Consider the following 24,359-nt stretch of genomic DNA (forward strand, 5'->3'; position numbering starts at 1 on the left):
GCTCGTCGCAAGACGAGGGCTGACCGCGCAGGATCGGTTTTTTCCGTCGAATGCGTTGATGTTTACACGGGGGACGGGGGCATGAGTCTTTTCGGTCGCTTCACAGCGTCGGGTCTTATGCTTGGGGGGGCGCAATCTGCGTTTGCTCAGGCACGATTCAATCTACAGGAGCCGGTCACACCGGTTGCGACGCAGATCTACGATCTGCACACCTTGATGTTGATCATCTGTCTGGTGATCTTCGTGCTGGTGTTTGGCGTGATGTTCTATTCCATCTTCGCCCACCGCAAATCCAAAGGCGCGGTCGCCGCGCATTTCCACGAAAACACCACGGTCGAAATCCTCTGGACCATCATCCCGGTGTTCATCCTGGTCGGCATGGCCTGGCCGGCGACCAAAACCATCATCGACATGCGTGACTCGTCCGAGGCGGACATCACCATCAAGGCGACCGGTTATCAGTGGAAATGGGGCTACGACTATGTCGTGGGCGACGGCGAAGGCATCAGTTTCGTCTCCACGCTGACTACACCGCGCAGCCAGATCGAGAACCGTGAAGCCAAGGGCGAGCACTACCTGCTCGAAGTCGATAACCCGGTCGTCGTGCCCGTCAACAAGAAGGTGCGGGTGCTGCTCACCGCCAATGACGTGATTCATGCGTGGTGGGTGCCAGCTCTGGGCGTCAAGCAGGACGCCATCCCCGGTTTCATTCGCGATGCCTGGTTCCGTGCCGAGCGCGAAGGCGTGTATCGCGGAGTCTGTGCCGAACTGTGCGGGCGCGATCACGCATACATGCCGATCGAAGTGCATGTCGTTTCCGAGCAGCAATACGCTGAATGGGTATCCTCTCAGGCGCCTGTGCAGGTGGCGGCAGCGGGTGATGCCGCAGCTGCAACGCCCGCACCGGTTGACGGCGCAGCGCCGGAAGAGGTCAGCGCAGCGCCGGCCGAGGCCGTCAAGCCGGCTGCCGGCGGGGGTGACCTGTATGCCGCCAACTGCGGCGCATGCCATCAACCAACCGGTGCCGGATTGCCCCCGGCTTTCCCTGCGCTGGCCGGATCCAAAGTGGTCGTCGGAGACGCAGTGGCGTTGCTCGAGGTGCTGTTGAAAGGCCGGCCTGGTACCGCGATGGCTCCCTTCGGACATTTGTCCGACACCGACATTGCCGCGATCGCCACGCATGTACGTACTAGCTGGGGCAACTCAGCGGAGGCCGTCACGCCGGAGGCGGTGGCCGCTGCCCGATAACGCACGCAGACGCAATCGAGCGGGCGTGTCGGACGACGCGCTTCACCGAACCCAGACATCGAGATAGCTCGACCCTTGCCGGAAGCAGTGCAGGGCAGGGTCAAGAGAAGGAGGCAGCATGGCGGCGGTTACCCCAGAGCACGCGGACGATCATCATCACGATCATCACGGCCCGACCGGCCTGATGAGGTGGATCACTACCACCAACCATAAAGACATCGGCACGATGTACCTGATTTTCAGCTTCGTCATGTTCCTAGCAGGGGGCGTGATGGCGCTGACGATTCGTGCCGAGTTGTTCCAGCCCGGCCTGCAGGTCGTGCAGCCCGAATTCTTCAACCAGCTCACGACCTTGCATGGCCTGGTGATGGTGTTCGGCGCGATCATGCCGGCCTTCGTGGGCTTCGCGAACTGGCAGCTTCCCTTGATGATCGGCGCCAGCGACATGGCGTTCGCGCGCATGAACAACTGGAGCTTCTGGTTGCTCCCGCCCGCGGCGTTGCTGCTGATCGGCTCGTTCTTCGTGCCCGGCGGAGCCACGGCAGCGGGCTGGACGCTCTATCCGCCGCTGTCCATCCAGATGGGCATGGGGATGGATATGGCCATCTTCGCCATCCACATCATGGGTATCAGCTCGATCATGGGTGCCATCAACATCGTGGTGACCATCCTCAACATGCGCGCCCCTGGCATGACCATGATGAAACTGCCGCTCTTCGCCTGGACGTGGCTGATCACGGCGTATCTCCTGATCGCCGTCATGCCGGTTCTGGCGGGCGCGGTCACCATGCTGCTGACGGACCGTCATTTCGGCACCAGCTTCTTCAGCGCGGTGGGCGGTGGTGACCCGGTGCTGTATCAGCACATTTTCTGGTTCTTCGGACACCCGGAGGTGTACATCATGATCCTGCCGGCCTTCGGTATCGTCAGCATGATCATCCCGACCTTCGCCCGCAAGCCGCTCTTCGGCTATGCGTCGATGGTCTACGCTACCTCGTCGATTGCGATCCTTTCGTTCATCGTGTGGGCGCACCACATGTTCACCACTGGCATGCCAACCGCAGGCCAGTTGTATTTCATGTACGCGACGATGCTCATTGCCGTACCAACGGGTGTGAAGGTGTTCAACTGGATCGCCACCATGTGGCGCGGGTCGCTCACCTTCGAAACACCCATGCTGTGGTCGGTGGGCTTCATCTTCGTGTTCACGATGGGCGGCTTTACCGGTCTGATCTGCGCCATCGCTCCGGTGGACATCCAGATCCATGACACCTACTACATCGTCGCTCACTTCCACTACGTACTGGTGGCCGGCAGTCTGTTCGCCTTGTTCGCGGGTGCGTATTACTGGTTGCCGAAGTGGACGGGGCGCATGCCGGACGAGCGCATCGGCAAGTTGCATTTCTGGGCATCGTTGATCTTCTTCAACATCACCTTCTTCCCGATGCACTTCCTGGGGCTGGCTGGCATGCCGCGCCGCGTGCCGGACTACGCGTTGCAGTTCGCCGATTTCAACATGCTTGCTTCGATCGGCGCCTTCGGCTTCGGTTTGAGCCAGTTGATCTTCCTGTGGGTGGTGATCAAGGCCGCCAGTGGTGGTGGAGAGAAGGCGACTGCAAAGTGCTGGGAAGGTGCCGAGGGGCTGGAATGGACCGTGCCGTCGCCGGCGCCGCACCATACCTTTGAAGTGCCGCCGGTCGTGAAGTGAACAGCGTGCGGCCTTGGAGGTGTTTCCTCCGAAGCCGCGCCGCGCGGAAATTGCCAGGATGACTAGCATGAACCATGACCGTAGAGCGAAGAACATCCGTCTGGGCTTGATGCTGGCGGGGGTGGCGCTGTTCTTCTTCCTGTATGCCTTGTTCAAGTTCAGGCTCGGCTGATGGACGAAATCAAGCTTGAAAATCGGCGGATGATGCGTCGGCTGTTGGTGGCCACGGTGGTTATGTTTGGCTTTGGTTTTTTGCTCGTTCCGTTCTACGAGAAGATCTGCGAAGTCACTGGCATCAACAACATCCTGCAGGCCGATGCGGCTCCTAGGAACACGCAGGTCGATCGCTCGCGTCTGGTCACCATCGAGTTCGACGCGAACACTCACCAGGATTTGCCGTGGCGCTTCCGCCCGCAGCAGAACGTGATGCGGGTACATCCTGGCGAGTTGGTGACGGTTGCCTATGAGGTCGTGAATACTCGCCAGCATCCGGTTACCGGGCAAGCCGTGCCGAGCTACGGTCCGCAGCTAGCTGCACGCTATTTCATGAAGATGGATTGTTTCTGCTTTACGCAGCAGACCCTGCAGGCTGGCGAGGCCCGCACGATGCCGGTTGCGTTCCTGATTGATCCTGACCTGCCTCATGACGTAAATACGATCGTGCTTTCCTACACCTTCTTCGGCATTGCTGGCCGTACGGCGCAAGCAACGGGAGATGCGAAAGAAGGGGTGATGTGATGCTTCGGGAGCTGGAATGAACGAACCGCGCGCCGGTTTTTGGGCGACGATCCGAGCCGTGCTTTGGTCATTCGTGGGTATTCGCAGACGCAGTGCATACCACGACGACGCCCGTTCGCTTGATCCGCGGGCAGTGGTTGTCGCGGGCGTGATCGCAGGGGTGATCTTCGTGCTCACGATTCTGTTCGTAGTGAGGTTGGTGCTGCCAGGCTGAATGAGGGCTGGGTAGGGTTGGAGAGAGAGGCGGGGAACATGGCCCCGGACCGAAAACAAGGCTTCGTCAGAAAGCACAACAACAAGCGGTAAGCGCATCGCGATGACGACGCGCGACATTCATGGGGGGTAGTCGATGAGTCACGCACTGGAAAAGTATTTTGTTCCCGAGCCGTCGAAGTTTCCGATATACGGCTCTGTCGCTTTGCTGCTGTTCGGCACGGGTGCGGTCGGCTGGCTGAACAAGGTCAGTGCAGGTCCGGTCTTGCTGTTCGGCGGTTTGGCGATCCTGATTTACATGCTGTTCGGTTGGTTCGGGCAGGTGGTGCGCGAGTCCCAGTCCGGCCAGTACAGCAAGCAGGTCGATCGCTCATTCCGCTGGTCGATGGGCTGGTTCATTTTCTCTGAGGTGATGTTCTTTGCGGCCTTCTTCGGCGCGCTGTTCTACGCGCGCGTGCTGAGCGTGCCGTGGCTGTCTTCCGGCGACAATGAACTCTATCTGTGGCAAGGCTTCCAGGCGGCTTGGCCGACAGACGGGCCCAATCCCCATGCAGAGGGTTTCACCCCGATGGGGGCGTGGGGCATTCCGGCATTCAACACCGCTTTGTTGCTGCTTTCAGGGGTGACACTGACGTGGGCGCATCATGGCCTGCTCAAAGGCAATCGTGGTCAGCTCAAAACCGGCCTGCTGATGACGATCGCGCTAGGGCTTACCTTTCTGGGCTTTCAGGTGTACGAATATTTCCACGCTCATGCCGATCTCAACCTGCGCATGTCGAGTGGTATTTACGGGTCGACCTTCTACTTGCTGACGGGCTTTCACGGCCTGCATGTGACGATCGGGGCGATCATGTTGATCGTCATGTATTTCCGCTCGACGGCGGGGCATTTCACCCCGGATAACCATTTCGCTTTCGAAGCTGCAGCGTGGTACTGGCACTTCGTCGACGTTGTGTGGCTCGGTTTGTTCGTGGTGGTGTATTGGCTATAGCTTGGTGGTGAGGAGCCCTGATGCGAAACCTCCCATGAGCATCAGGAACAGGACGAGAGACAGGGCCACCCGCAGCCCGAGGGCCTTGACGGTGCGGGTGCCTTGTCCCTTGTCACGCATCAGAAAGAACAGTGCTGAGCCCAAGCTTGCAACAATCAGCACAAGAAACAGGATGACGATGAACTTCATGTTTGCGACCCCTGAAAAGTCCCGGCGTACTGAGATATTCGCAGACGATGCGGGTATTGTCGTCCGAATGTTCCCTTTATTGAATTCTGAAGCGGCGCACTGATGCGATTACTGGGCAGCATGCACCCGGTTCCCGTCGTGGCGGGGGTCATCGTGGCTGTAATTGCCATTCAGCTGGGCAACTGGCAGTTACGGCGAGCGTCTGAAAAGCACGAAATCGGTCTCCGCATCGCGCAGTTTGCAGGCTCTCCCGCTGAACGACTGGCATCGGCTCACGCCCCAGCGCCAGCGGAGTGGTCGCGAGTGAGTATGCAGGGTGAGTGGCTGGAGGCTGCCGTGATGCTGCACGACAACCGTGTGCATGAACGGCGTCCTGGCTATCACGTGTTGATGCCCTTGCGCTTGGCGGATGGCTCGGCTGTTCTGGTCAATCGTGGGTGGGTCGCCGCCGGGCTGGATCGCAGTGAAGTCCCCGCGGTGCGCACTTCGACGGGCGTGGTCGAGGTCAGCGGGCGCGTCATGGTGCCGGAGCACGATCCATTCTCTCTGGGTGACAGTCCGCGCGACGGAGTACGCTGGCAATACATTGATCCCTCAGCCTATGCCGAGTGGTCTGGGGTTTCGGTCCCTGCCTGGGTGATTCAGCAAACTTCACCGGAAGAAGATGGATTGTTACGGGAGTGGCCTGCGCCCGCGCTTGGCGAGGACACTCACAAGGGATACGCCCTGCAATGGTTTTCGCTCGCGGTGCTGGCTGCCGCTCTGACCGGGGTTTACGTGTTCAGGAGTATTCGAAAGCATGCAACGTAGCGCCAAATTCACTCTTGCCGCGATCATTCTGGTCTGCACCCTGCCGGTGGTGGCGTCCTACACCACGTATTACTTCTGGCAGCCCGATGACACCATGAACTACGGCGAGTTGCTGGAGCCTGTGGCTTTGCCGGAGGTGAATGCGCCGGAACTCTCCCTGCGCGGGCACTGGACCATGATCTACACGAGCGGACCGCAGTGCTCCGTGGATTGCGAACAGGCCTTGTACGCCATGCGCCAGAGCTGGCTCGCGCAAGGCGAGGACATGCGGCGCGTCGAGAGGCTCTTGTTGATCAATGGCACTAAAGTGCCTTCAGCGGACGGATTGCAAGCGCAGCGCGGTCTCAAGGTGGCGCAAACCCCTGAAGAGTGGCTGCAGGCATTGCCTGATGCGCAGGCGGCGGGGCATATCTATCTGGTCGATCCGCTGGGAAATGCGATGCTGCGTTTTCCGGCCGACCCGGATGTGAAGCGGATGATCAAGGATCTCCAACGCTTGCTGAAGTACTCACGCCTGGGCTGACATGAATCTCTACCGCAAGCTGATCCTCTTCACACTCATTCTTACCTCCATCGTCGTGGTGGTGGGGGCGTATGTCCGCTTGGCAGATGCCGGGTTGGGCTGTCCCGATTGGCCCGGCTGCTATGGAAAACTGACGCCGACACAAGCTGCCGAACAGATCCGCGAGGCGCATTCGGCTGACCCTCACGGGCCGGTCAGCATGCCCAAGGCGTGGAAGGAAATGATCCACCGCTACATCGCTTCCGCCGTCGGCCTGCTGATCATCCTGATTGCGGCCGTGGCATGGAAACGCCGGGGTGAGGATGGCGCGGCTCCCGGGGTATCCACGGCATTGATAGGAGTCGTGATTTTTCAAGGCATGCTCGGCATGTGGACCGTCACCCTGTTACTGAAACCCGCCATCGTCACCGCGCATCTGATCGGAGGCATGACCACCCTGGCCATGCTTGCCTGGCTATGGGTTCATGCCAGCCCTGCGCGGTACGTGCAGATCGGTGCTGGCCTGCGCAGCTTGGCGCGGATATCGTTTGTGGTGTTGGCTGTGCAGATCGTGCTGGGTGGCTGGGTCAGTACCAACTACGCTGCACTGGCCTGCATGGACTTCCCGACATGTCATGGCAGCCTGTGGCCTGAGGCTGATTATGCGAACGCTTTCCACGTGGTGCGGGAGCTGGGCATGACCGCCGAAGGCGAGTTGCTGTCACATGAAGCCTTGACGGCGATTCACTGGATGCATCGTCTAGGTGCCTTGGTGGCCAGTGTGGCACTTCTGGCCCTGGCCTTGGGCCTTCGCCGTGCGGGGCTGAGCCGCCTTGGAAGCGCGCTGATCGCTGCTCTCCTTTTGCAAGTCATGCTGGGGATCGCCAACGTGCTGCTTAGCCTGCCATTGCTATTGGCCGCGGCCCACAATGCCGGTGCGGCTTTGCTGGTGGTGATCATGGTCTGCATCAATTACCGCGTCGGTCAGAGCGCGGGCGTACTACATCAAGGGGGATACAACCATGAGCGTGCACGACATCAGAACTCTTTCGCTTGACCGCCTCGCGTCAAGCCGGCGTCTGCGCGCTTTCTATGTGCTGACCAAGCCTCGCGTGAATACCCTGATCGTGTTCTGCGCGATCATCGGCATGTTTCTGGCGATACCCGACGGTTTGCCGGACCCTGTCATCGTGTTGGCAGCGACCATCGGCATTGCCTGTGTGGCCGGAGCAGCTGCAGCCATGAACTGCTTGCTCGAAGCCGGCATTGACGCGCGGATGGCGCGCACGCGGGCTCGTCCGAGCTCCACCGGCGAACTGAGTAGCGTCGAAACATTGTTGTTCGGCAGCGCGCTGGGAGGCGCAGGGCTGCTCACGCTGTACATGTGGGTCAATCCACTGACGATGTGGCTGACCTTGGCAACCTTTGTCGGCTATGCGGTGATCTACACCGTGATGCTCAAGCCTAGAACGCCGCAAAATATCGTCATTGGAGGGGCCTCGGGGGCAATGCCGCCGGTTTTGGGCTGGGCGGCGGTGACGGGCGAAGTGAGCGCCGATGCGTTGATCCTGTTCCTCATCATCTTTGCGTGGACGCCGCCGCATTTCTGGGCACTGGCCTTGTACCGTACCGAAGACTACGCTCGCTCAGGCTTGCCGATGCTGCCGGTCACGCACGGGCCGGAGTACACCCGTTTGTCGGTGCTGCTGTACACCCTGATCCTGTTCGGCGTGACTCTGCTGCCGTTTGCGACTCGCATGAGCGGATGGTTGTATCTGGTGTCAGCGGTCGCGCTGGGTGGGCTGTTCATTGCCCATGCATGGAAGCTCTATAAAGATTACAGTGACGCTTTCGCGCGCAAGACCTTTCGGTTCTCGATCCTGTATCTCTTCCTTCTGTTCGCTGCGCTGCTCGTTGATCACTACCTAAGATTCTGATGCTCCCTAATCGTCCGCTTCGTTTTGCTGTTTTCGTATTGTTGATCGCTCTGTTGGCGGCTTGCAGTTCGGAGCAGGCCCCGCAGTTCCGCAACACCGATATCACCGGCGCCGGATATGCCAAGGATTTTGCGCTGACTGACCACACCGGCGCAAAGCGCACCTTGGCTGACTATCGCGGGAAAGTGGTGACCGTGTTTTTCGGCTTTACCCAGTGCCCGGATATCTGTCCCAGCGCGCTCTCCACGATGAGTGACGTCATGAAGGCCCTGGGGCCGGATGCGGATCGTGTCCAGGTTCTGTTCATCACGGTCGACCCGGAGCGAGACACGCAGGAGTTGCTGGCGAACTACGTCCCGGCCTTCGATGCGCGTTTCGTCGGTCTTTTCGGCAGCCTTGAAGAAACAGAAGCGGTTGCCAAGGAGTTCCGCATCTTCTACGCCAAGAGTGGCGACACAAACGGGCCAAATTACAGTGTCGACCATTCGGCTGGCACGTATGTGTTCGACCCGGAAGGGCGTCTGCGCCTGTACGTCCGTCACGCCGAGTCTGCCGACAGCATAGCGGCAGATTTGCGCCTGCTCCTGGATGGAAAGTGAGTCCCGAAAAATGAAAAACCCTGGCATTTCGCCAGGGTTTTTTTGTTGGTGGAGCCGGGGGGAATCGAACCCCCGTCCGCAAGCCCTCTACAGACAGATCTACATACTTAGCCAACCTATTTGGATTTAACCCCTGACTTAGCCGATTGGCAGGCCGGAAAGAGGCGAGTTACCTTACCTTTAGCTGCGGGGCCAAGTAACCCGGCCCTGCTCGCGATTCTCTGTAAATGACACTGCAGCGACCCAACTTTCGTCAGATCACCCGGCCCAGAGACCTGCCGGTGCAGCGCTAACCGGGATTAAGCGGCTAGAGCGAAACGCTCGTCGTTGGCGTTTGTTAATTTCCAGATGGATTTACGAGGTACCCTGGTCCTCGGTATGCACTGCGCTGCTTCGCGACCCACGTCGAAGCCAAGTCGGCCCCAAGAGTGTCAGTCCGGTAGTTGGAGGCTGCCAGACAAATTTCAAGTCTGCATGCTATCACGGACACTGTTTTCGAGCCCGATGATATGAAGGAGCCCCGTGGGGTGGTCGATGACCATGTCCGCGCCCCACGCTGTGATTGGCTCGTCTACGCCGAGGTAGCCATAACTCACCGCAATGGTGCGCATCTTTGCAGCGCGGCCTGCCACGATGTCGCGCAGGTCGTCGCCGACATACACGCAGCGTCTGGGATCAACGCCGGCTTGCTCGCATCCCAGCAACAATGGGTCGGGCGCAGGTTTGGGGCGCGCAGCGGAATCGCCGCCGATGATGCAGCATGCTCGGGCTTCCAGCTGCAGTGCAGCCACCAAGGGTTTGGCCAGACGGCTGTGCTTGTTGGTGACGATGCCCCACGGAATGCCGGCATCTTCCAAGGCATCCAGCACCGCGGGCATGCCTTCAAACAGGCGTGTGTGCTTGCAAAGGGCGTCAGCGTAATAGCCTAGGAAGCGTTCGGCGAGTGCAGGGTAAGCATCGTCTTCAGGTTTCAGTCCGAAGGCTGCGCGCAACATGCCGCGCGCGCCGGATGACACGAAAGGGCGCAACTCGGCTAGATCCAGTGGCGACAGATCGTGATCCTGACGAACTCGGTTGATGGCGCCGGCCAAATCCGGAGCGGTGTCCGCCAAGGTGCCGTCGAGGTCGAAGAAGACGCCTTCAACCATGGCGTTGAGTATGCGCTAGATAGTTCACGTCGGTGTCACGCCCCAGCGAATAAACGCGGGTGAACGGGTTGTAACTCATGCCGATGACCTGCTGCACATCCAGCCCGGCATGGCGGCAATCACGCGCAAGCTCCGACGGTTTGATGAATTTGGAGTATTCGTGGGTGCCTTTGGGCAAAAGCTTGAGTACGTACTCGGCACCGAGAATCGCAAAAACATAAGACTTCGGGTTGCGATTCAGCGTTGAGAAAAATACGTGCCCCCCCGGCTTTACCAGACGTGCGCAGGCCGCGATGGTGCTGCCTGGGTTTGGGACGTGCTCAAGCATTTCCATGCAGGTGACAACATCGAAAGAGGCCGGTTGGCGAGCCGCCAAGTCTTCGGCGCTAATCAGCTCGTAGTTGACCGTGTTGCCACTCTCGAGCAAGTGAAGCTTTGCCACGCCAAGTGCCTTGTCCGACAGGTCGATTCCGGTTACTGAAGCACCCAGTGCGCTCATGCTTTCGGAGAGAATCCCGCCGCCGCAACCGACATCGAGAACGGCTTTACCTGAAATGGAGGCGAGCGAGTCAATCCATTGCAAGCGCAGGGGGTTGATCTCGTGAAGCGGCTTGAACTCGGAGGAAGCGTCCCACCAGCGGTGAGCCAGCTCACTGAATTTCTGAAGTTCTGCGGGGTCGGCATTAGCGTTCATGCTGTGTCCTTCTATGGTTCGCTATTCAACGAGATCAAATAAAAAGCCCTGCCGAAGCAGGGCTTTTGACTGCTCGCTGTCAGACAGCGGACAGATTACTTGGTGCCGATGACTTCAACTTCGACACGACGGTCCGGCTGCAGGCACGAGATCAGTGCCGAACGCTCGCGGATGTTGTTGCAAGCGGTACCGGTGACCGGCTGGCCTTTGCCCTTGCCTTCGGTGTAGATGCGCTTGGCGTCAATACCTTTCGACACCAGGTAGTTCTTCACCGACATGGCGCGACGCTCGGACAGGCTCTTGTTGTAGCTTTCCGAGCCGATACGGTCGGTGTGGCCAACAGCCAGGATCACTTCCAGGTTCAGCGAACGGGCCTGAGCGGCGAGGCCGTCAAGAGCCGTGCGGCCAGCCGGACGCAGGTTGGCGCTGTCGAAGTCGAACAGGGTGTCAGCAGACAGCTTGATCTTCTCGGCCGAAGCGGCGGGGGCCGGCGGCGGGGTTTGCTGGGCAACCGTGCACTTCTCAGCCGGGATGATGTCCTTGTCGCATGCGCAACCCACCGGGAACTGACCAGCGGAAGCCGTCTCAATGGCGGCCGGGCTCCAGAAACCGGTTCTCCAGCACAGGCCAGCGCCGCTGGTAGCGACCGCATTGCGGCTGTCGATCACGTAAGGAACGACACCTTTATCATCGGTGGTGTTGGTAATAACGATGTCCTTGGACTGGGCAAAACCCGTGTTTGCAACCATGCCGAGTGCGGCGATCGCAGCCAGCCCAAGCATTTTACTTTTGAGTTGAATGCTCATTATTGTGTCGTCCGTATTTATTGAGGGTTGTGAAACGAAATCGTTAATCGCAGTGCTAAAAGCGATCCAACTAGCGATTACGATTCTAGTCTAGTCTGCCACATCCGAGCCATCTCAATCAATTGACTGTTGTTTGATTGCAGCACTTGTGTCCCATTTTCAACACGCGGCTGGCCGGCGACCCAAACATGTGAAACGTGTTTGCGGTCTAAAGCGTAAACGAGATGCGAGACGATGTCATAACAAGGTTGTGTCTCGATTTGACTGAACTTCATAGCGCACAAATCCGCCCATTTTCCGGGGCGGATCGACCCGGTTACTTCTCCGATGCCCAAAGCTTCGGCGCCTGAAAGGGTGGCCATGCGCAGCGCCGTATGAGCGGGTATCGAGGTGGCGTCCCCTGTAAAGACTTTCGAGAGAAGTGCGGCATGGCGCATTTCTTGAAACATATCGAGGCGGTTGTTGCTTGCGGCGCCGTCCGTTCCCAGTGCAATCCGAATGCCGCTTTCGAGCATGCGTTGTATCGGAGCGATGCCGCTGGCCAGTTTCATGTTGGACGTCGGGCAATGCGCGATGGAACATCCGTAGCGTGCAAGTAGCTCGATGTCCATGGCGTCCAGGTGAACCGCATGAACTCCCAGGAAATTGCTTCCCAATAGTCCGAGGTCGGCGAGGCGTTTGAGCGGGCGTCTGCCGTGGCGCGCGACGGACTCGTCCACTTCCTGCTTTGTTTCGTGGACGTGAATATGGAGCCCGCAGTCAAGTTCGGCGGCGAGGCTTGCCGCGCGGCTTAATGTTTCGTCAGAGGTCGTGTAAGGGGCGTGCGGAGCAATGTTGAAATGCAGCCGCGGGTTTTGCTGCCAACGGTCGCGTGCGGCGAGCCCCTTGCGGAAGTATTCATCCGTGCTGGCGGCGTATGGGGTGGGGAAGTCGAGCACGGTAACGCCGAGTACCGCGCGCATGCCTGCGGCGTCGAACGCTTCGGCGGCGGCGTCCGGGTGAAAGTACATATCGTTGCAGGTCGTGATGCCGCCGGCGAGCATTTCTGCTGCCGCAAGCAAAGTACCGTCGCGCACGAAGCTTTCGTTGACGTGTTTGCTCTCGGTCGGCCAGATGGCTTCCTGCAGCCAGCGCATCAGCGGAAGGTCGTCGGCAATCCCGCGCATCAAGGTCATCGCGGCGTGCGTGTGTGCATTCACGAGGCCGGGGATCAGGGCGTGGTCCGGCAGTTCGACGATTTCGGCGGCCAAGAACTGACGGGCGGCCAACTCGCGGGGCAGTACGTCGCGGATCAGACCTTTGTTTACTACTACGGCATGGTGTTCAAGCACGGAATCGTTTTCGTCGATCGGAATCGCCCAGCGTGCATTGATGATCAGGTCGGCGGATTCGCGATGCATGTTTACTGGCTCCGTGGCGTGGGTCGGTCATCGTGCTAGCCCGCATGATACCCGTGGGAGAGCGCCCCGACTTCGGCGCAGCAGGGAGGCGTCGAGGGTGGTGGTCCGCGTGGTAAGATGGCGCGTTATTCTGAACTGCGGTAAATGCCGCCTGGACCAGAGCCGAGATGACCACGTTCGCTAAAGAAACCCTGCCGATCAGTCTCGAAGAGGAGATGCGTCATTCCTACCTCGATTACGCGATGAGCGTGATCGTAGGGCGTGCATTGCCGGATGCCAGGGACGGGCTCAAGCCTGTGCATCGCCGTGTGCTGTTTGCAATGCACGAGTTGTCGAACGATTGGAACAAGCCGTACAAGAAATCGGCGCGTATCGTTGGTGACGTGATCGGTAAGTACCACCCGCACGGCGACTCCGCTGTATACGACACCATCGTGCGCATGGCGCAGGATTTCTCGCTGCGTTACATGCTGGTGGACGGGCAGGGTAACTTCGGCTCGGTGGACGGCGACAACGCCGCGGCGATGCGATATACCGAAATCCGCATGGCGCGCATCGGCCACGAGTTGCTGGCCGATATCGACAAGGAGACCGTCGACTTCGGGCCGAACTATGATGGCTCCGAGCGAGAGCCGCTGATCCTTCCGTCGCGCATTCCCAACCTGCTGATCAACGGTTCGTCCGGCATCGCGGTGGGTATGGCCACAAACATCCCGCCGCACAACTTCACCGAAGTCGTCGATGCCTGCCTGCACTTGCTGGCCAACCCGGAGGCTTCCATCGATGATCTGATCGAGATCATCAAAGCGCCGGATTTCCCGACGGCCGCATTGATCTACGGCCTCTCGGGCGTGCATGACGGTTACCGCACCGGCCGTGGCCGCGTGGTGATGCGTGCGCGCACCCACTTCGAAGATCTGGAAAAGGGCAACCGTCAGGCCATCATCGTCGACGAGTTGCCGTATCAAGTTAACAAGCGCACCTTGCTCGAGCGCATCGCCGAGCTTGTTAACGAGAAGAAAATCGAAGGCATCAGCGAGATTCGCGACGAGTCGGACAAGTCCGGCATGCGCGTGGTCATCGAGCTCAAGCGCGGCGAAATGCCTGAAGTGGTGCTGAACAATCTGTTCAAGCAGACACAGTTGCAAGACACCTTCGGCATGAACATGGTGGCGCTGGTCGACGGCAAGCCGCGCACGCTGAATCTGCGCGACATGCTTGATTGCTTTCTGTCGCATCGCCGTGAAGTGGTCACGCGCCGCACGATCTTCGAACTGCGCAAGGCGCGCGAGCGTGGTCACACGCTTGAAGGTCTGGCCGTCGCGCTGTCGAACGTCGATGAGGTCATTGCACTGATCAAGGCGGCGCCCACGCCGGCGGAAGCCAAGCGTGAGTTGCTGGCGCGCATCTGGCGCAGCCCGCTGGTCGAGGAAATGCTTGCCCGTGCCACCGCCGACAGCTATCGGCCGGAAGGGCTCGCGCCCGAATTCGGCTTGTCGGAGCAGGGCTATCGCCTGTCGGAAGTCCAGGCGCAGGCCATTCTGGAACTGCGCTTGCAGCGCCTGACCGGCCTCGAGCAAGACAAGATCGTTGGCGAATACCGCGAAGTGATGGATTTGATTGCCGATCTGCTCGACATCCTCGCGCGGCCCGAGCGTATCTCCACCATCATCGGCGAAGAGTTGGCGGTGGTGAAGAACCAGTACGGTGACCCGCGTCGCTCCGAAATCGTCATGAGCACGTCGGACATCAGCATCGAAGATCTGATTGCGCCGGAAGACATGGTGGTCACTCTGTCGCATGGCGGCTACATTAAGCGTCAGCCGCTGGCCGACTACCGCGCGCAGCGTCGCGGCGGCCGTGGCAAGCAGGCCACCGGCATGAAAGACGACGATTTCATCGATCGTCTGTTCGTCGCCAACACTCATGACTACATGCTGTGCTTCTCTAACCGTGGCCGTGTCTATTGGCTCAAGGTGTACGAGGTGCCAGAAGGGGCGCGCAACGCACGTGGCAAGCCCATCGTTAACCTCTTCCCGCTGATGGAAGGCGAGAAGATCACCGCGGTGTTGCCGGTTCAGACCTTCGATGACGATCATTTCGTCTTCATGGCCACGGCGCAAGGTACGGTCAAGAAAACCGCTCTCACAGCGTTCTCCAACCCGCGCAAGGCCGGCATCATCGCCGTCGGGCTGGACGATGGCGATCACCTGGTCGGCGTGGCCATTACCAACGGCGAATCGGACGTGATGCTGTTCTCCGACGCGGGCAAGGCCGTGCGTTTCCCCGAGAGCGACGTCCGCCCGATGGGCCGTGAAGCGCGCGGCGTGCGTGGCATGAACATCGACGACAGCCAGCGCGTGATCGCTATGCTGGTGGCGCAGGATGAAGAGCAGTGCGTGCTGACGGCCACCGAGAACGGCTACGGCAAGCGCACGCCGGTGGGTGAGTACACGCGCCACGGCCGTGGCACCAAAGGCATGATCGCCATTCAGTCTTCCGAGCGTAACGGCAAGCTGGTTGGCGCATGTCTGGTGTATCCGACGGACGAAGTCATGCTCATCTCGACCGGTGGTGTGCTGATCCGCACGCGGGTTGCCGACATTCGCGAGTTGGGGCGCGCCACGCAGGGTGTGACCTTGATCAACCTCGACGACGGCACCTTCCTTGCCGGCATCGAGCAGGTGGTGGAGTCCGACCCGGAAGACACGCTGGGCGAGGGTGACGATGCAGCCGACGAGGCTGCGGAATAATGCTTCCGAGGTGAGCGGCATGAGCCGTGTGTTCAACTTCAGCGCCGGGCCTGCGGCGCTGCCGGAAGAGGTGCTTCAACAGGCTGCTGACGAGATGCTCGACTGGCATGGTGCCGGTTGCGGCGTCATGGAAATGAGCCATCGCGGCAAGCACTTCTCCGGCATTGCCGAGCGTGCCGAAGCGGATATGCGCAGCCTGTTGGCCGTGCCCGAAAACTACCGCGTGCTGTTCTTGCAGGGCGGGGCCACGCAGCAGTTCTCGCAGATTCCGATGAATCTCCTGGCCGGTGGCTCGGCCGATTACATCGTGACCGGCACGTGGTCGCAGAAGGCCATTGAGGCGGCGGCTGCCATTGCCCCCCATTTGGGTGGCTCGGTACGGTGTGCGGGCTCGACGGAGTCTTCCGGTTTCAAGCGCGTGCCATGTGCCTCGGAGCTCGACCTCGATCCGGGCGCTTCGTACGTGCATGTCTGCACGAATGAGACCATTCACGGCGTGGAATATCTTGACCCGGCCGAGCTGCCGGCGGGGCGCGCGCCGCTGGTGGCCGATCTTTCGTCGCACATTCTTTCCCGGCCTGTCGATGTCTCTCGTTTCGGCATGCTGTATGCCGGTGCCCAGAAGAACATCGGCCCATCCGGGCTGGTCTTGGCCATCGTGCGCGACGATCTGCTGGACCGCGCCTGGGCGGGTACGCCGAATGTGCTGCGCTATCGGGCCATGGCCGACAACGACTCCATGCTCAACACCCCGCCGACCTACGCGATCTACGTTGCGGGGTTGGTCTTCCAGTGGTTGCAGCGGCAGGGCGGGTTGGCCACGATGGAGGCCGTTAACGTGGCCAAAGCCACGTTGTTGTACGACTTTATCGACGCCTCCGGCCTGTATCGCAACGAAGTGGAGCGCGCTAGTCGCTCGCGCATGAACGTTCCGTTCCTGCTGGCCGATACGCGACTCGAGGCGGATTTTCTGGCGCAGGCCGAAGCTGCCGGCCTGAGCCAGTTGAAAGGACACAAATCGGTCGGCGGCATGCGTGCCTCGATCTATAACGCCATGCCGCTTGCGGGCGTCGAAACGCTCGTGGCATTCATGAGCGAATTCGAACGCACGCGCGGCTGACCGGAGTTCTGCATGAGTGACGAACTGCACAAACTGAGAGAAGAGATCGACCGGATCGATCGCACGATTCTCGATCTGCTCTCGGAGCGCGCGCGCAATGCCCAGCGCATCGGCGAAGTGAAGCAAGGCAACCTGTACCGCCCGGACCGCGAGGCGCAGGTGCTGCGCCGCATCGCCGAGGCCAATCCCGGCCCCTTGCCTGATCTATCCGTTCAGCGCGTGTTCCGCGAGGTTATGTCGGCTTGTCTGGCGCTGGAACAGCCACTGCGCATTGTGTATCTCGGCCCGGCAGGCACTTTTTCGGAGAGCGCGGCGCGCAAGCATTTCGGCAACGCCCCGATGTTTCAACCGCAGCCGACCATCGAAGAGTCCTTTCGCATGGTCGAGGCAGGCAACGCCGAGTATTGCGTCGTGCCGGTGGAAAACTCCACCGAAGGCGTCGTGGGCGGCACGCTTGATCTGTTGCTGGCCAGCCGCCTCAAAGTGTGTGGCGAGGTCAGCCTGCGTATCCATCAGCATCTGATGACGCGCGCGGAGCAGATTTCGGACGTGAAAAAGGTCTATTCGCACTCGCAGTCGCTCGCGCAGTGTCACGAGTGGCTCAACCGCAATCTTGCGGGGGTGGAGCGCATCCCCGTCACCAGCAATGCCGAGGCCGCGCGCCTGGCTTCCGAGCAGGATGGCGCAGCAGCCATTGCCGGTGAAGCTGCGGCGCAGTTGTACGGTCTGAACGTGCTCGGCGCGAACATCGAGGATGACCCGCGCAACACCACGCGCTTTCTAGTGCTTGGGCAGCATGACGCCGGGGTGTCGGGGCGTGACAAGACTTCACTGGTGTGTTCTGCCCCCAATCGCCCGGGCGCCGTGCACCAGCTTCTCGAGCCGCTGGCGCGTCACGGTGTGAGCATGACCAAGCTGCAATCCCGCCCGGCCCGCAACGGCATGTGGGAATACATGTTCTACGTTGATATCGAAGGTCACCAAGCGGATGCCGCAGTTGCTGCCGCGCTAAGTGAGTTGCAGGAGCGCGCGTCGTTCGTGAAGGTGCTCGGTTCCTACCCGGTTGCGGCGATTTGAGGGGCCAATGAACGATCACTCCAGACTTTCTGCCGTCGCCGAGCGGGCACCTGCGCACATTCGTGCCATCTCACCGTATCAGCCGGGCAAGCCGATCTCCGAGCTGGCGCGCGAGATGGGCCTGGCCGAAGCGGACATCGTCAAGCTCGCCTCCAACGAGAACCCCTTGGGTATGAGTGAAGCGGCGCGTCAGGCGGCCGTCGATGCGCTGGCAGACACGGCCCGCTACCCTGACGGCAACGGTTTCGCGCTCAAAGCTGCGCTATCGGCCAAGTTGGGGGTCGCAGTCGACCAGATCGTGCTTGGCAATGGCTCCAACGACGTGTTGGAGCTCGCTGCGCGGGCTTTGCTGTCCCCCGCCACTTCCGCGGTGTACTCGCAGTACGCCTTTGCGGTGTATCCGCTGGCCACCAATGCGGCCGGTGCGCGTGGCATTGAAGTGCCGGCGCGCGACTTCGGGCATGACCTCGATGCCATGGCGGCCGCCGTGACAACGGATACGCGCATTGTCTTCATCGCCAACCCGAACAACCCCACCGGCAACTTCATTGCCGGCGAGCTCATCGAGGCTTTCCTGCAGCGTGTTCCGGCCAATGTGCTGGTCGTGCTGGATGAGGCGTACACCGAGTATCTCGACGCAGAGCAGCGCTACGACAGCATCGCCTGGGTTGAGCGTTTCCCGAACCTGCTGGTGTCGCGCACGTTTTCCAAAGCCTATGGGCTGGCGGGTTTGCGCGTCGGTTATGGCGTCGCTCAGGCGTCGATTGTCGATCTGCTCAACCGCGTGCGTCAGCCCTTCAACGTATCGAGCGCAGCCTTGGCGGCAGCCACGGCCGCATTGAGCGACACTGATTTCCTTGCGCGCAGCGCTCAGGTCAATCGCGCCGGAATGCAGCAACTCACGGATGCATTCGCGGGCTTCGGTCTGAAGTGGATTCCCTCTGCCGGCAATTTTGTGGCGGTGCGCGTGGGGGGCGCTGCTGCGGTGAACCAATCCTTGCTCAGGCAGGGCGTGATCGTGCGTCCGGTGGCGGGCTATGGCATGCCCGAGTGGCTGCGTGTCTCCATCGGCTTGCCGGAGGAAAACGCACGCTTCATCGAGGCGCTTGAGGTGGCGCTGTCCGAAGCGCGGAGCGCTGCCTGATGCCCGCTATCCAGAAACTGGTGATTTGCGGTGTAGGCCTGATCGGCGGGTCGTTTGCGATGGCGTTGCGCAAAGCCGGCATGGTCAAGCGTGTGGTCGGCATCGGCCGCACGCGTGCTCCGCTGGAGCGGGCCGTGCAGCTGGGTGTGATCGATGAGATCGCTACCGATTGGGCCGAGGCACTCGACGGTGCCGATTTCGTGTTACTGGCCGCACCGGTGGGGCAGATGGACCGCGTCATGGCCGACATGGCGCCGCATCTTGCCGAAGATACCGTGGTCACCGACGCCGGCAGCACCAAGCGTGATGTCATCGAAGCGGTGTACCGCAACCTTGGCGCGTGCCTGGCCAACGTGGTGCCGGCGCATCCGATTGCCGGAGCCGAAAAGAGTGGCGTGGAGGCGGCGTTCGACTCCCTCTACGAAGGCAAGAAAGTGATTCTCACGCCGCTGCCCGAGAACGAGCCCGCTGCGGTGCTGCGTGCGCGTGAAGTGTGGGAAGCCTGTGGCGCCATCGTGCATGAGGTGCCGCCGCACGATCACGACCGCATTTTTGCGGCCGTCAGCCACCTTCCGCATCTTCTGGCGTTCGGCCTGGTGCGGGATCTGGCCGAGCGCGCCAACGCCGAGCAGCTGTTCCATTTTGCGGCCAGCGGTTTCCGTGACTTCACCCGCATCGCCGGCAGCAGCCCCGAGATGTGGCGCGATATCTGCATCGCCAACCGTCAGCCTTTGCTGGCAGAACTCGATCAATACCTGGCTGAGCTGGCCTACCTGCGCGCGCTGCTGCTGTCGGCCGACGGCGAGCGGCTGGAGCAGCACTTTGCGGCCGCGCGAGATGCGCGCAACGCATGGGCGAACGGCCACCAGACAGACCCAAGCACTCCGGAGTAGGCATGGAGTTTCTAGATCTTCCCCCGTTGCTGGGCGCACGCGGCACCGTCCGCCTGCCCGGCTCGAAAAGCATTTCCAACCGCTCATTGCTGCTTGCCGCGCTGGCGGACGGCGAGACCGAGATCCGCGATCTGCTGGCGTCGGATGACGTTGACCGCATGCTGGAGGCGCTGACGGCGCTCGGCGTCGCATGGTCGCGTGGCGACGATGGCAGCTACCGCGTGACGGGCGTGGGCGGCCCATTTCCGGTTAAGTCGGGCGATCTCTTCCTCGGCAACGCCGGCACCGCATTTCGCCCGCTCACCGCGGCGCTTGCGTTGTCAGGGGGCGAGTACCGCCTGTCGGGCGTGCCGCGCATGCACGAGCGGCCGATAGGCGATCTCGTGGATGGCCTGCACCAGATCGGCGCCGGCATCGACTATCTGGGCAATGAAGGTTTTCCGCCGCTGTCCATTCACCCCGGAGCGATCCAGGCCGGCGGTGTCGTACGGGTGCGTGGCGATGTTTCGAGCCAATTTCTGACCGCATTGCTGATGGCCCTGCCGATCACCGGCAAAGAAACCACCATCGAAGTGGTCGGCGAGCTGATCTCCAAGCCTTACATCGAGATCACGCTGGCCTTGATGGCGCGTTTCGGCGTGCAGGTTGTGCGGGATGGCTGGCAGCGCTTCGTGGTGCCGGGCAATGCTCGTTACCTCAGCCCCGGCGTGCTGTTCGTGGAAGGGGATGCATCCGCGGCATCCTATTTTCTGGCCGCTGGCGCGATTGGCGGCGGCCCGGTACGCGTTGAAGGCGTCGGCCTCGACAGCATTCAGGGCGACGTGCGCTTTGCCGAGGCGCTGGAGTCGCTCGGTGCGCATATTCGCCACGGTGAAAACTGGATCGAAGCGAGTGCGCCGCAGAGCGGTCGTTTGAAGGCATTCGACCTCGATCTCAACCACATTCCCGATGCGGCAATGACGCTCGCGGTGGCCGCGTTGTTTGCCGATGGGCCGTGCCGCTTGCGCAACATCGCCAGCTGGCGCGTGAAGGAAACCGATCGCATTGCCGCCATGGCCATCGAGTTGGCCAAAGTCGGAGCCGTGGTCGAGGAGGGTGCTGATTACCTGTGCGTGACGCCGCCCGAGCGGCTGCAGCCGGCTGCCATCGACACCTACGACGACCACCGCATGGCAATGTGTTTCTCGCTGGTCACCTTGGGCGATTGCCGTCAGCGCATCAACGACCCGAAATGCGTGAACAAGACCTTCCCCGGCTACTTCGACGTCTTCGGCGAAATCGTCGAGCCCGTTCCGGTACTCGCCATCGACGGGCCGTCCGCCTCGGGCAAGGGAACGGTGGCGGCGCGTGTCGCGGCTGAACTGGGCTGGAACTACTTGGACAGCGGTTCGCTGTATCGTCTGGTTGCGTTGGCGGCGCTGCGGGCAGATGTGGGCTTCGAAGACGAGGCTGCGCTGGAGCCGATCGCACGGGCCTTGCCGGTGCAGTACGACGAGGGGCGCATCCTGCTGGGCGGCGATGACGTGACGGACCGCATCCGCCATGAAGATTGCTCGGTCGGTGCATCGCGCGTGGCCGCCTTGCCGGCGGTTCGCGAAGCCTTGCTGGATCGCCAGCGCGACTTCCGTCATGGGCCGGGTCTGGTGGCGGAAGGGCGGGACATCGGCTCGGTGGTGTTTCCGGACGCGCAGAGCAAATTCTTCCTCACGGCTTCGGCTGCGGCGAGAGCGCAAAGGCGCTATAAGCAGTTGATCGACAAAGGTTCGGAAGCTATACTTCACGACCTCCAGAACGATCTTGAGGAGCGCGACCGCCGCGATGCGGCACGTAGCGTGGCTCCTTTGAGGCAGCTTCCCGACGCGGTGCTCGTTGATACGACCGATATGGCGATCGACGAGGCCGTTTCATTTGTTCTGAAGAACATGCGCAGGGCTCGCCCCGCACACGGTTGACCCAGCACCGCCCGGTGTTTGGTCTTTTTGCAATCTGACAGGCGTCGCGGCCGTTTCCGCGATATTTGGAATCTCAACCTTTATGACTACTGCCACCTCCGTCTCCAGCTCCATGGAGAGTTTTGCCGATCTGTTCGAAGAAAGCCTTGCCCGCCAGGAAATGCGCGCTGGTGAGGTCATCACTGCTGAAGTGGTGAATATCGATCACAACTTCGTGGTCGTGAACGCCGGCCTCAAGTCCGAGAGCTATGTGCCCATCGACGAGTTCCGCAATGACCGCGGTGAGCTCGAGGTGAACATCGGCGACTTCGTGCACGTCGCAATCGACGCCCTGGAAGACGGTTACGGCGAAACCCGCCTGTCCCGCGAGAAGGCCAAGCGCATCGCCGCCTGGAACGACCTCGAGAAAGCCCTGAACGAAGGCACCCTGGTGAAGGGCGTCGTGTCGGGCCGCGTCAAAGGTGGTCTGACCGTCATGACCAACAGCATCCGCGCGTTCCTGCCGGGTTCGCTGGTCGACATGCGTCCGGTCAAGGACACCACGCCGTACGAAGGCAAGGAATTCGAATTCAAGGTCATCAAGCTCGACCGCAAGCGCAACAACGTGGTTGTGTCGCGTCGCGCCGTGCTCGAAGAGACCATGGGTGAAGAGCGTCAGAAGCTGCTCGAAAACCTGCAGGAAGGCTCCATCGTCAAGGGTATCGTCAAGAACATCACCGACTACGGTGCCTTCGTCGACCTGGGCGGCATCGACGGCCTGCTGCACATCACCGATCTGGCCTGGCGTCGCGTGCGTCACCCGTCGGAAGTGCTTAACGTTGGCGACGAGATCGAAGCCAAGGTCCTCAAGTTCGACCAGGAGCGTCAGCGCGTTTCGCTCGGCCTCAAGCAGCTGGGTGACGATCCGTGGGTCGGCATCGCCCGTCGCTACCCGCAGAGCACCCGCCTGTTCGGCAAGGTCACCAACATCACCGACTACGGCGCATTCGTCGAAGTCGAGCAGGGTATCGAAGGCCTGGTGCACGTCTCTGAAATGGACTGGACCAACAAGAACATCCACCCGACCAAGGTTGTCCAGCTGGGCGATGAAGTCGAAGTGATGATTCTCGAAATCGACGAAGACCGTCGCCGCATCTCGCTGGGCATGAAGCAGTGCATGTCCAACCCGTGGGACGATTTCGCCCTGAATCACAAGAAAGGCGACAAAGTCAAAGGCCAGATCAAGTCGATCACCGATTTCGGTGTGTTCATCGGCCTTGACGGCGGCATTGATGGTCTGGTGCACCTGTCCGACCTGTCGTGGAGCGAGTCCGGTGAAGACGCCGTGCGCCGCTTCAAGAAAGGTGACGAAGTCGAAGCCATCGTGCTGGCCATCGACGTCGAGCGTGAGCGCATCTCGCTGGGCGTGAAGCAGATGGAAGGTGACCCCTTCACCAACTTCATCGCCACCCACGAGAAGAACTCGCTGGTGACCGGTACGGTCAAGAGCGTCGATGCTCGCGGTGCAGTGGTTCAGCTGAACGAAGAAGTCGAAGGTTACCTGCGTGCTTCCGAAGCCGCGGCTCACCGCATCGACGACCTGACCACGGTCTACAAGGAAGGTGACTCGGTCGAGGCTCTGATCATCAACGTTGATCGCAAGACGCGTTCGATCAACCTGTCGATCCGCGCCAAGGACCAGGCTGAAACCAGCGACGCCATCAACAAGCTGTCGGCTGACGCCGCGAGCGGCACCACCAACCTTGGTGCGCTGCTCAAAGCCAAGCTGAACGAGCAGAAGCAGTAATCCGCGGTCTGTCATGACCAAATCGGAACTGATTGCGAGGCTGGCGGCCCGGTTCCCCCAGCTCGTCGCGAAGGATGCCGATTACGCGGTCAAGATGGTTCTCGATGCGATGACCGACGCGCTTGCGCGCGGTGATCGTATCGAGATCCGCGGTTTCGGCAGTTTCGCGCTGAATTACAGGCCGCCCCGCGTAGGGCGCAATCCGAAATCCGGTGATCGCGTGCAGGTGCCCGAAAAGCATGTGCCGCATTTCAAAGCGGGTAAGGAATTGCGAGAACGGGTTGATATCACGGCCTGAGCATGCAAGCATCGGCATTGGCCGATGATTCCCTGAAAGGGCGGCGTAGGCCGCCTTTTTTTTGACCTCGAGGAAGACATTTCGATGCGCATTTTTATGTGGGCTCTTCGCCTTCTGCTGTTCTTTCTCCTGTTCGGGTTCGCCGTCAAGAATGATCAGTTGGTCGATCTCTATTTCTTCTTTGGAAGCGAATGGAGCCTGCCGCTGGTGTTCGTCATTCTGGCTGCATTCGCTGCGGGTGCGGTGTTGGGGGTGACGGCGACGTTTGCCTCTTTGCTCGGCAAGCAGCGCGAGATCGGCCGGTTGCGCCGGGAAGTGGCTCGTCTTGAGCGTGATCGCAAAGCGGATTGAAT

24 protein-coding genes and 1 other RNA gene are annotated in these 24,359 nt (G+C 60.7%); 19 read left to right on the forward strand and 6 right to left on the reverse strand.

The annotated features are described in order from the left end of the window. Nucleotides 1–117: 117 nt before the first annotated feature. The 5 genes from coxB (at nucleotide 118) to AC6H0W_RS09600 (ending at nucleotide 4,898) form a co-directional block, all read left to right on the forward strand. Nucleotides 118–1,248, forward strand: coding sequence for a cytochrome c oxidase subunit II (gene coxB / locus AC6H0W_RS09580; RefSeq protein ID WP_497577341.1), 1,131 nt, complete (start codon nucleotides 118–120; stop codon nucleotides 1,246–1,248). A gap of 118 nt (nucleotides 1,249–1,366) precedes the next feature. Next, nucleotides 1,367–2,956, forward strand: a complete 1,590-nt coding sequence (ctaD, locus tag AC6H0W_RS09585) for a cytochrome c oxidase subunit I (RefSeq protein WP_497576936.1) — start codon at nucleotides 1,367–1,369, stop codon at nucleotides 2,954–2,956. A gap of 171 nt (nucleotides 2,957–3,127) precedes the next feature. Beyond that, on the forward strand, nucleotides 3,128–3,694 hold the full coding sequence (locus AC6H0W_RS09590) for a cytochrome c oxidase assembly protein (protein WP_497576937.1): 567 nt from the start codon (nucleotides 3,128–3,130) through the stop codon (nucleotides 3,692–3,694). A 16-nt stretch (nucleotides 3,695–3,710) separates the two neighbouring features. Further along, nucleotides 3,711–3,908 (forward strand): DUF2970 domain-containing protein, encoded by a 198-nt coding sequence (locus AC6H0W_RS09595; RefSeq protein ID WP_497576938.1) that lies wholly within the window; start codon nucleotides 3,711–3,713, stop codon nucleotides 3,906–3,908. Between the two features lie 135 nt (nucleotides 3,909–4,043). Next, nucleotides 4,044–4,898, forward strand: a complete 855-nt coding sequence (locus AC6H0W_RS09600; protein WP_497576939.1) for a cytochrome c oxidase subunit 3 — start codon at nucleotides 4,044–4,046, stop codon at nucleotides 4,896–4,898. Here the strand turns inward: AC6H0W_RS09600 and AC6H0W_RS09605 are convergent. Further along, complete coding sequence (locus AC6H0W_RS09605) at nucleotides 4,893–5,087, reverse strand: twin transmembrane helix small protein (protein ID WP_497576940.1); 195 nt, start codon at nucleotides 5,085–5,087, stop codon at nucleotides 4,893–4,895. The two genes, AC6H0W_RS09600 and AC6H0W_RS09605, sit on opposite strands and share 6 nt — an antisense overlap. A 120-nt stretch (nucleotides 5,088–5,207) precedes the next feature. Here AC6H0W_RS09605 and AC6H0W_RS09610 point away from each other — a divergent pair, with 120 nt between their 5' ends. From AC6H0W_RS09610 to AC6H0W_RS09630, 5 genes are read left to right on the forward strand one after another with little or no spacing between them, the layout of a single operon-like run. Beyond that, nucleotides 5,208–5,897 (forward strand): SURF1 family protein, encoded by a 690-nt coding sequence (locus AC6H0W_RS09610; protein WP_497577342.1) that lies wholly within the window; start codon nucleotides 5,208–5,210, stop codon nucleotides 5,895–5,897. After that, nucleotides 5,887–6,420 (forward strand): redox-active disulfide-containing membrane protein, encoded by a 534-nt coding sequence (locus AC6H0W_RS09615; protein ID WP_497576941.1) that lies wholly within the window; start codon nucleotides 5,887–5,889, stop codon nucleotides 6,418–6,420. Before AC6H0W_RS09610 ends, AC6H0W_RS09615 begins: the two co-directional genes overlap by 11 nt. A 1-nt stretch (nucleotide 6,421) precedes the next feature. Beyond that, entirely contained in the window at nucleotides 6,422–7,456 is a 1,035-nt protein-coding gene (locus AC6H0W_RS09620) for a COX15/CtaA family protein (protein ID WP_497576942.1), read from the forward strand. After that, nucleotides 7,422–8,336, forward strand: coding sequence for a heme o synthase (gene cyoE, locus AC6H0W_RS09625; RefSeq protein ID WP_497576943.1), 915 nt, complete (start codon nucleotides 7,422–7,424; stop codon nucleotides 8,334–8,336). Before AC6H0W_RS09620 ends, cyoE begins: the two co-directional genes overlap by 35 nt. Next, complete coding sequence (locus AC6H0W_RS09630; protein ID WP_497576944.1) at nucleotides 8,336–8,935, forward strand: SCO family protein; 600 nt, start codon at nucleotides 8,336–8,338, stop codon at nucleotides 8,933–8,935. Before cyoE ends, AC6H0W_RS09630 begins: the two co-directional genes overlap by 1 nt. Before the next feature lie 46 nt (nucleotides 8,936–8,981). Here AC6H0W_RS09630 and ssrA read toward each other — a convergent pair. The 5 genes from ssrA to AC6H0W_RS09655 all read right to left on the reverse strand — a co-directional run bounded on the left by ssrA (nucleotide 8,982) and on the right by AC6H0W_RS09655 (nucleotide 12,983). Then, nucleotides 8,982–9,359, reverse strand: a transfer-messenger RNA (tmRNA) gene (ssrA, locus tag AC6H0W_RS09635). 40 nt (nucleotides 9,360–9,399) lie between these two features. Further along, nucleotides 9,400–10,083 carry an HAD family hydrolase gene (locus AC6H0W_RS09640; RefSeq protein ID WP_497576945.1) on the reverse strand — a complete coding sequence of 228 codons (684 nt, stop codon included), beginning with the start codon at nucleotides 10,081–10,083 and terminating at the stop codon, nucleotides 9,400–9,402. Further along, nucleotides 10,076–10,777, reverse strand: a complete 702-nt coding sequence (gene ubiG / locus AC6H0W_RS09645) for a bifunctional 2-polyprenyl-6-hydroxyphenol methylase/3-demethylubiquinol 3-O-methyltransferase UbiG (RefSeq protein ID WP_497576946.1) — start codon at nucleotides 10,775–10,777, stop codon at nucleotides 10,076–10,078. Before ubiG ends, AC6H0W_RS09640 begins: the two co-directional genes overlap by 8 nt. Nucleotides 10,778–10,872: 95 nt before the next feature. After that, nucleotides 10,873–11,583: an OmpA family protein gene (locus AC6H0W_RS09650; protein ID WP_497576947.1), complete on the reverse strand. Its 711-nt coding sequence runs from the start codon at nucleotides 11,581–11,583 to the stop codon at nucleotides 10,873–10,875. Between the two features lie 77 nt (nucleotides 11,584–11,660). Continuing rightward, complete coding sequence (locus tag AC6H0W_RS09655; RefSeq protein ID WP_497576948.1) at nucleotides 11,661–12,983, reverse strand: TRZ/ATZ family hydrolase; 1,323 nt, start codon at nucleotides 12,981–12,983, stop codon at nucleotides 11,661–11,663. Between the two features lie 167 nt (nucleotides 12,984–13,150). Between AC6H0W_RS09655 and gyrA the strand changes: the two genes are divergently transcribed. From gyrA to AC6H0W_RS09700, 9 genes are all read left to right on the forward strand, one after another. Then, nucleotides 13,151–15,736, forward strand: a complete 2,586-nt coding sequence (gene gyrA, locus AC6H0W_RS09660; protein ID WP_497576949.1) for a DNA gyrase subunit A — start codon at nucleotides 13,151–13,153, stop codon at nucleotides 15,734–15,736. A gap of 19 nt (nucleotides 15,737–15,755) precedes the next feature. Next, entirely contained in the window at nucleotides 15,756–16,856 is a 1,101-nt protein-coding gene (gene serC / locus AC6H0W_RS09665; protein WP_497576950.1) for a 3-phosphoserine/phosphohydroxythreonine transaminase, read from the forward strand. Between the two features lie 12 nt (nucleotides 16,857–16,868). After that, on the forward strand, nucleotides 16,869–17,933 hold the full coding sequence (pheA, locus tag AC6H0W_RS09670) for a prephenate dehydratase (protein WP_497576951.1): 1,065 nt from the start codon (nucleotides 16,869–16,871) through the stop codon (nucleotides 17,931–17,933). Nucleotides 17,934–17,940: 7 nt separating this feature from the next. Continuing rightward, entirely contained in the window at nucleotides 17,941–19,077 is a 1,137-nt protein-coding gene (hisC, locus tag AC6H0W_RS09675) for a histidinol-phosphate transaminase (RefSeq protein ID WP_497576952.1), read from the forward strand. Beyond that, the gene (locus AC6H0W_RS09680) at nucleotides 19,077–19,970 is read left to right on the forward strand and encodes a prephenate dehydrogenase (RefSeq protein ID WP_497576953.1); all 894 of its coding nucleotides are present in this window, start codon (nucleotides 19,077–19,079) and stop codon (nucleotides 19,968–19,970) included. The genes hisC and AC6H0W_RS09680 overlap by 1 nt, the downstream gene beginning before the upstream one ends. A gap of 2 nt (nucleotides 19,971–19,972) precedes the next feature. Next, complete coding sequence (locus AC6H0W_RS09685; RefSeq protein ID WP_497576954.1) at nucleotides 19,973–21,922, forward strand: bifunctional 3-phosphoshikimate 1-carboxyvinyltransferase/cytidylate kinase; 1,950 nt, start codon at nucleotides 19,973–19,975, stop codon at nucleotides 21,920–21,922. 82 nt (nucleotides 21,923–22,004) lie between these two features. Then, nucleotides 22,005–23,708 (forward strand): 30S ribosomal protein S1, encoded by a 1,704-nt coding sequence (rpsA, locus tag AC6H0W_RS09690; protein WP_497576955.1) that lies wholly within the window; start codon nucleotides 22,005–22,007, stop codon nucleotides 23,706–23,708. 13 nt (nucleotides 23,709–23,721) lie between these two features. Next, nucleotides 23,722–24,006, forward strand: coding sequence for an integration host factor subunit beta (locus tag AC6H0W_RS09695; RefSeq protein WP_497576956.1), 285 nt, complete (start codon nucleotides 23,722–23,724; stop codon nucleotides 24,004–24,006). A gap of 84 nt (nucleotides 24,007–24,090) precedes the next feature. Further along, the gene (locus AC6H0W_RS09700) at nucleotides 24,091–24,357 is read left to right on the forward strand and encodes a LapA family protein (protein WP_497576957.1); all 267 of its coding nucleotides are present in this window, start codon (nucleotides 24,091–24,093) and stop codon (nucleotides 24,355–24,357) included. Nucleotides 24,358–24,359 lie beyond the last annotated feature (2 nt).

This window comes from Pseudazoarcus sp. NS20 (assembly GCF_059703745.1).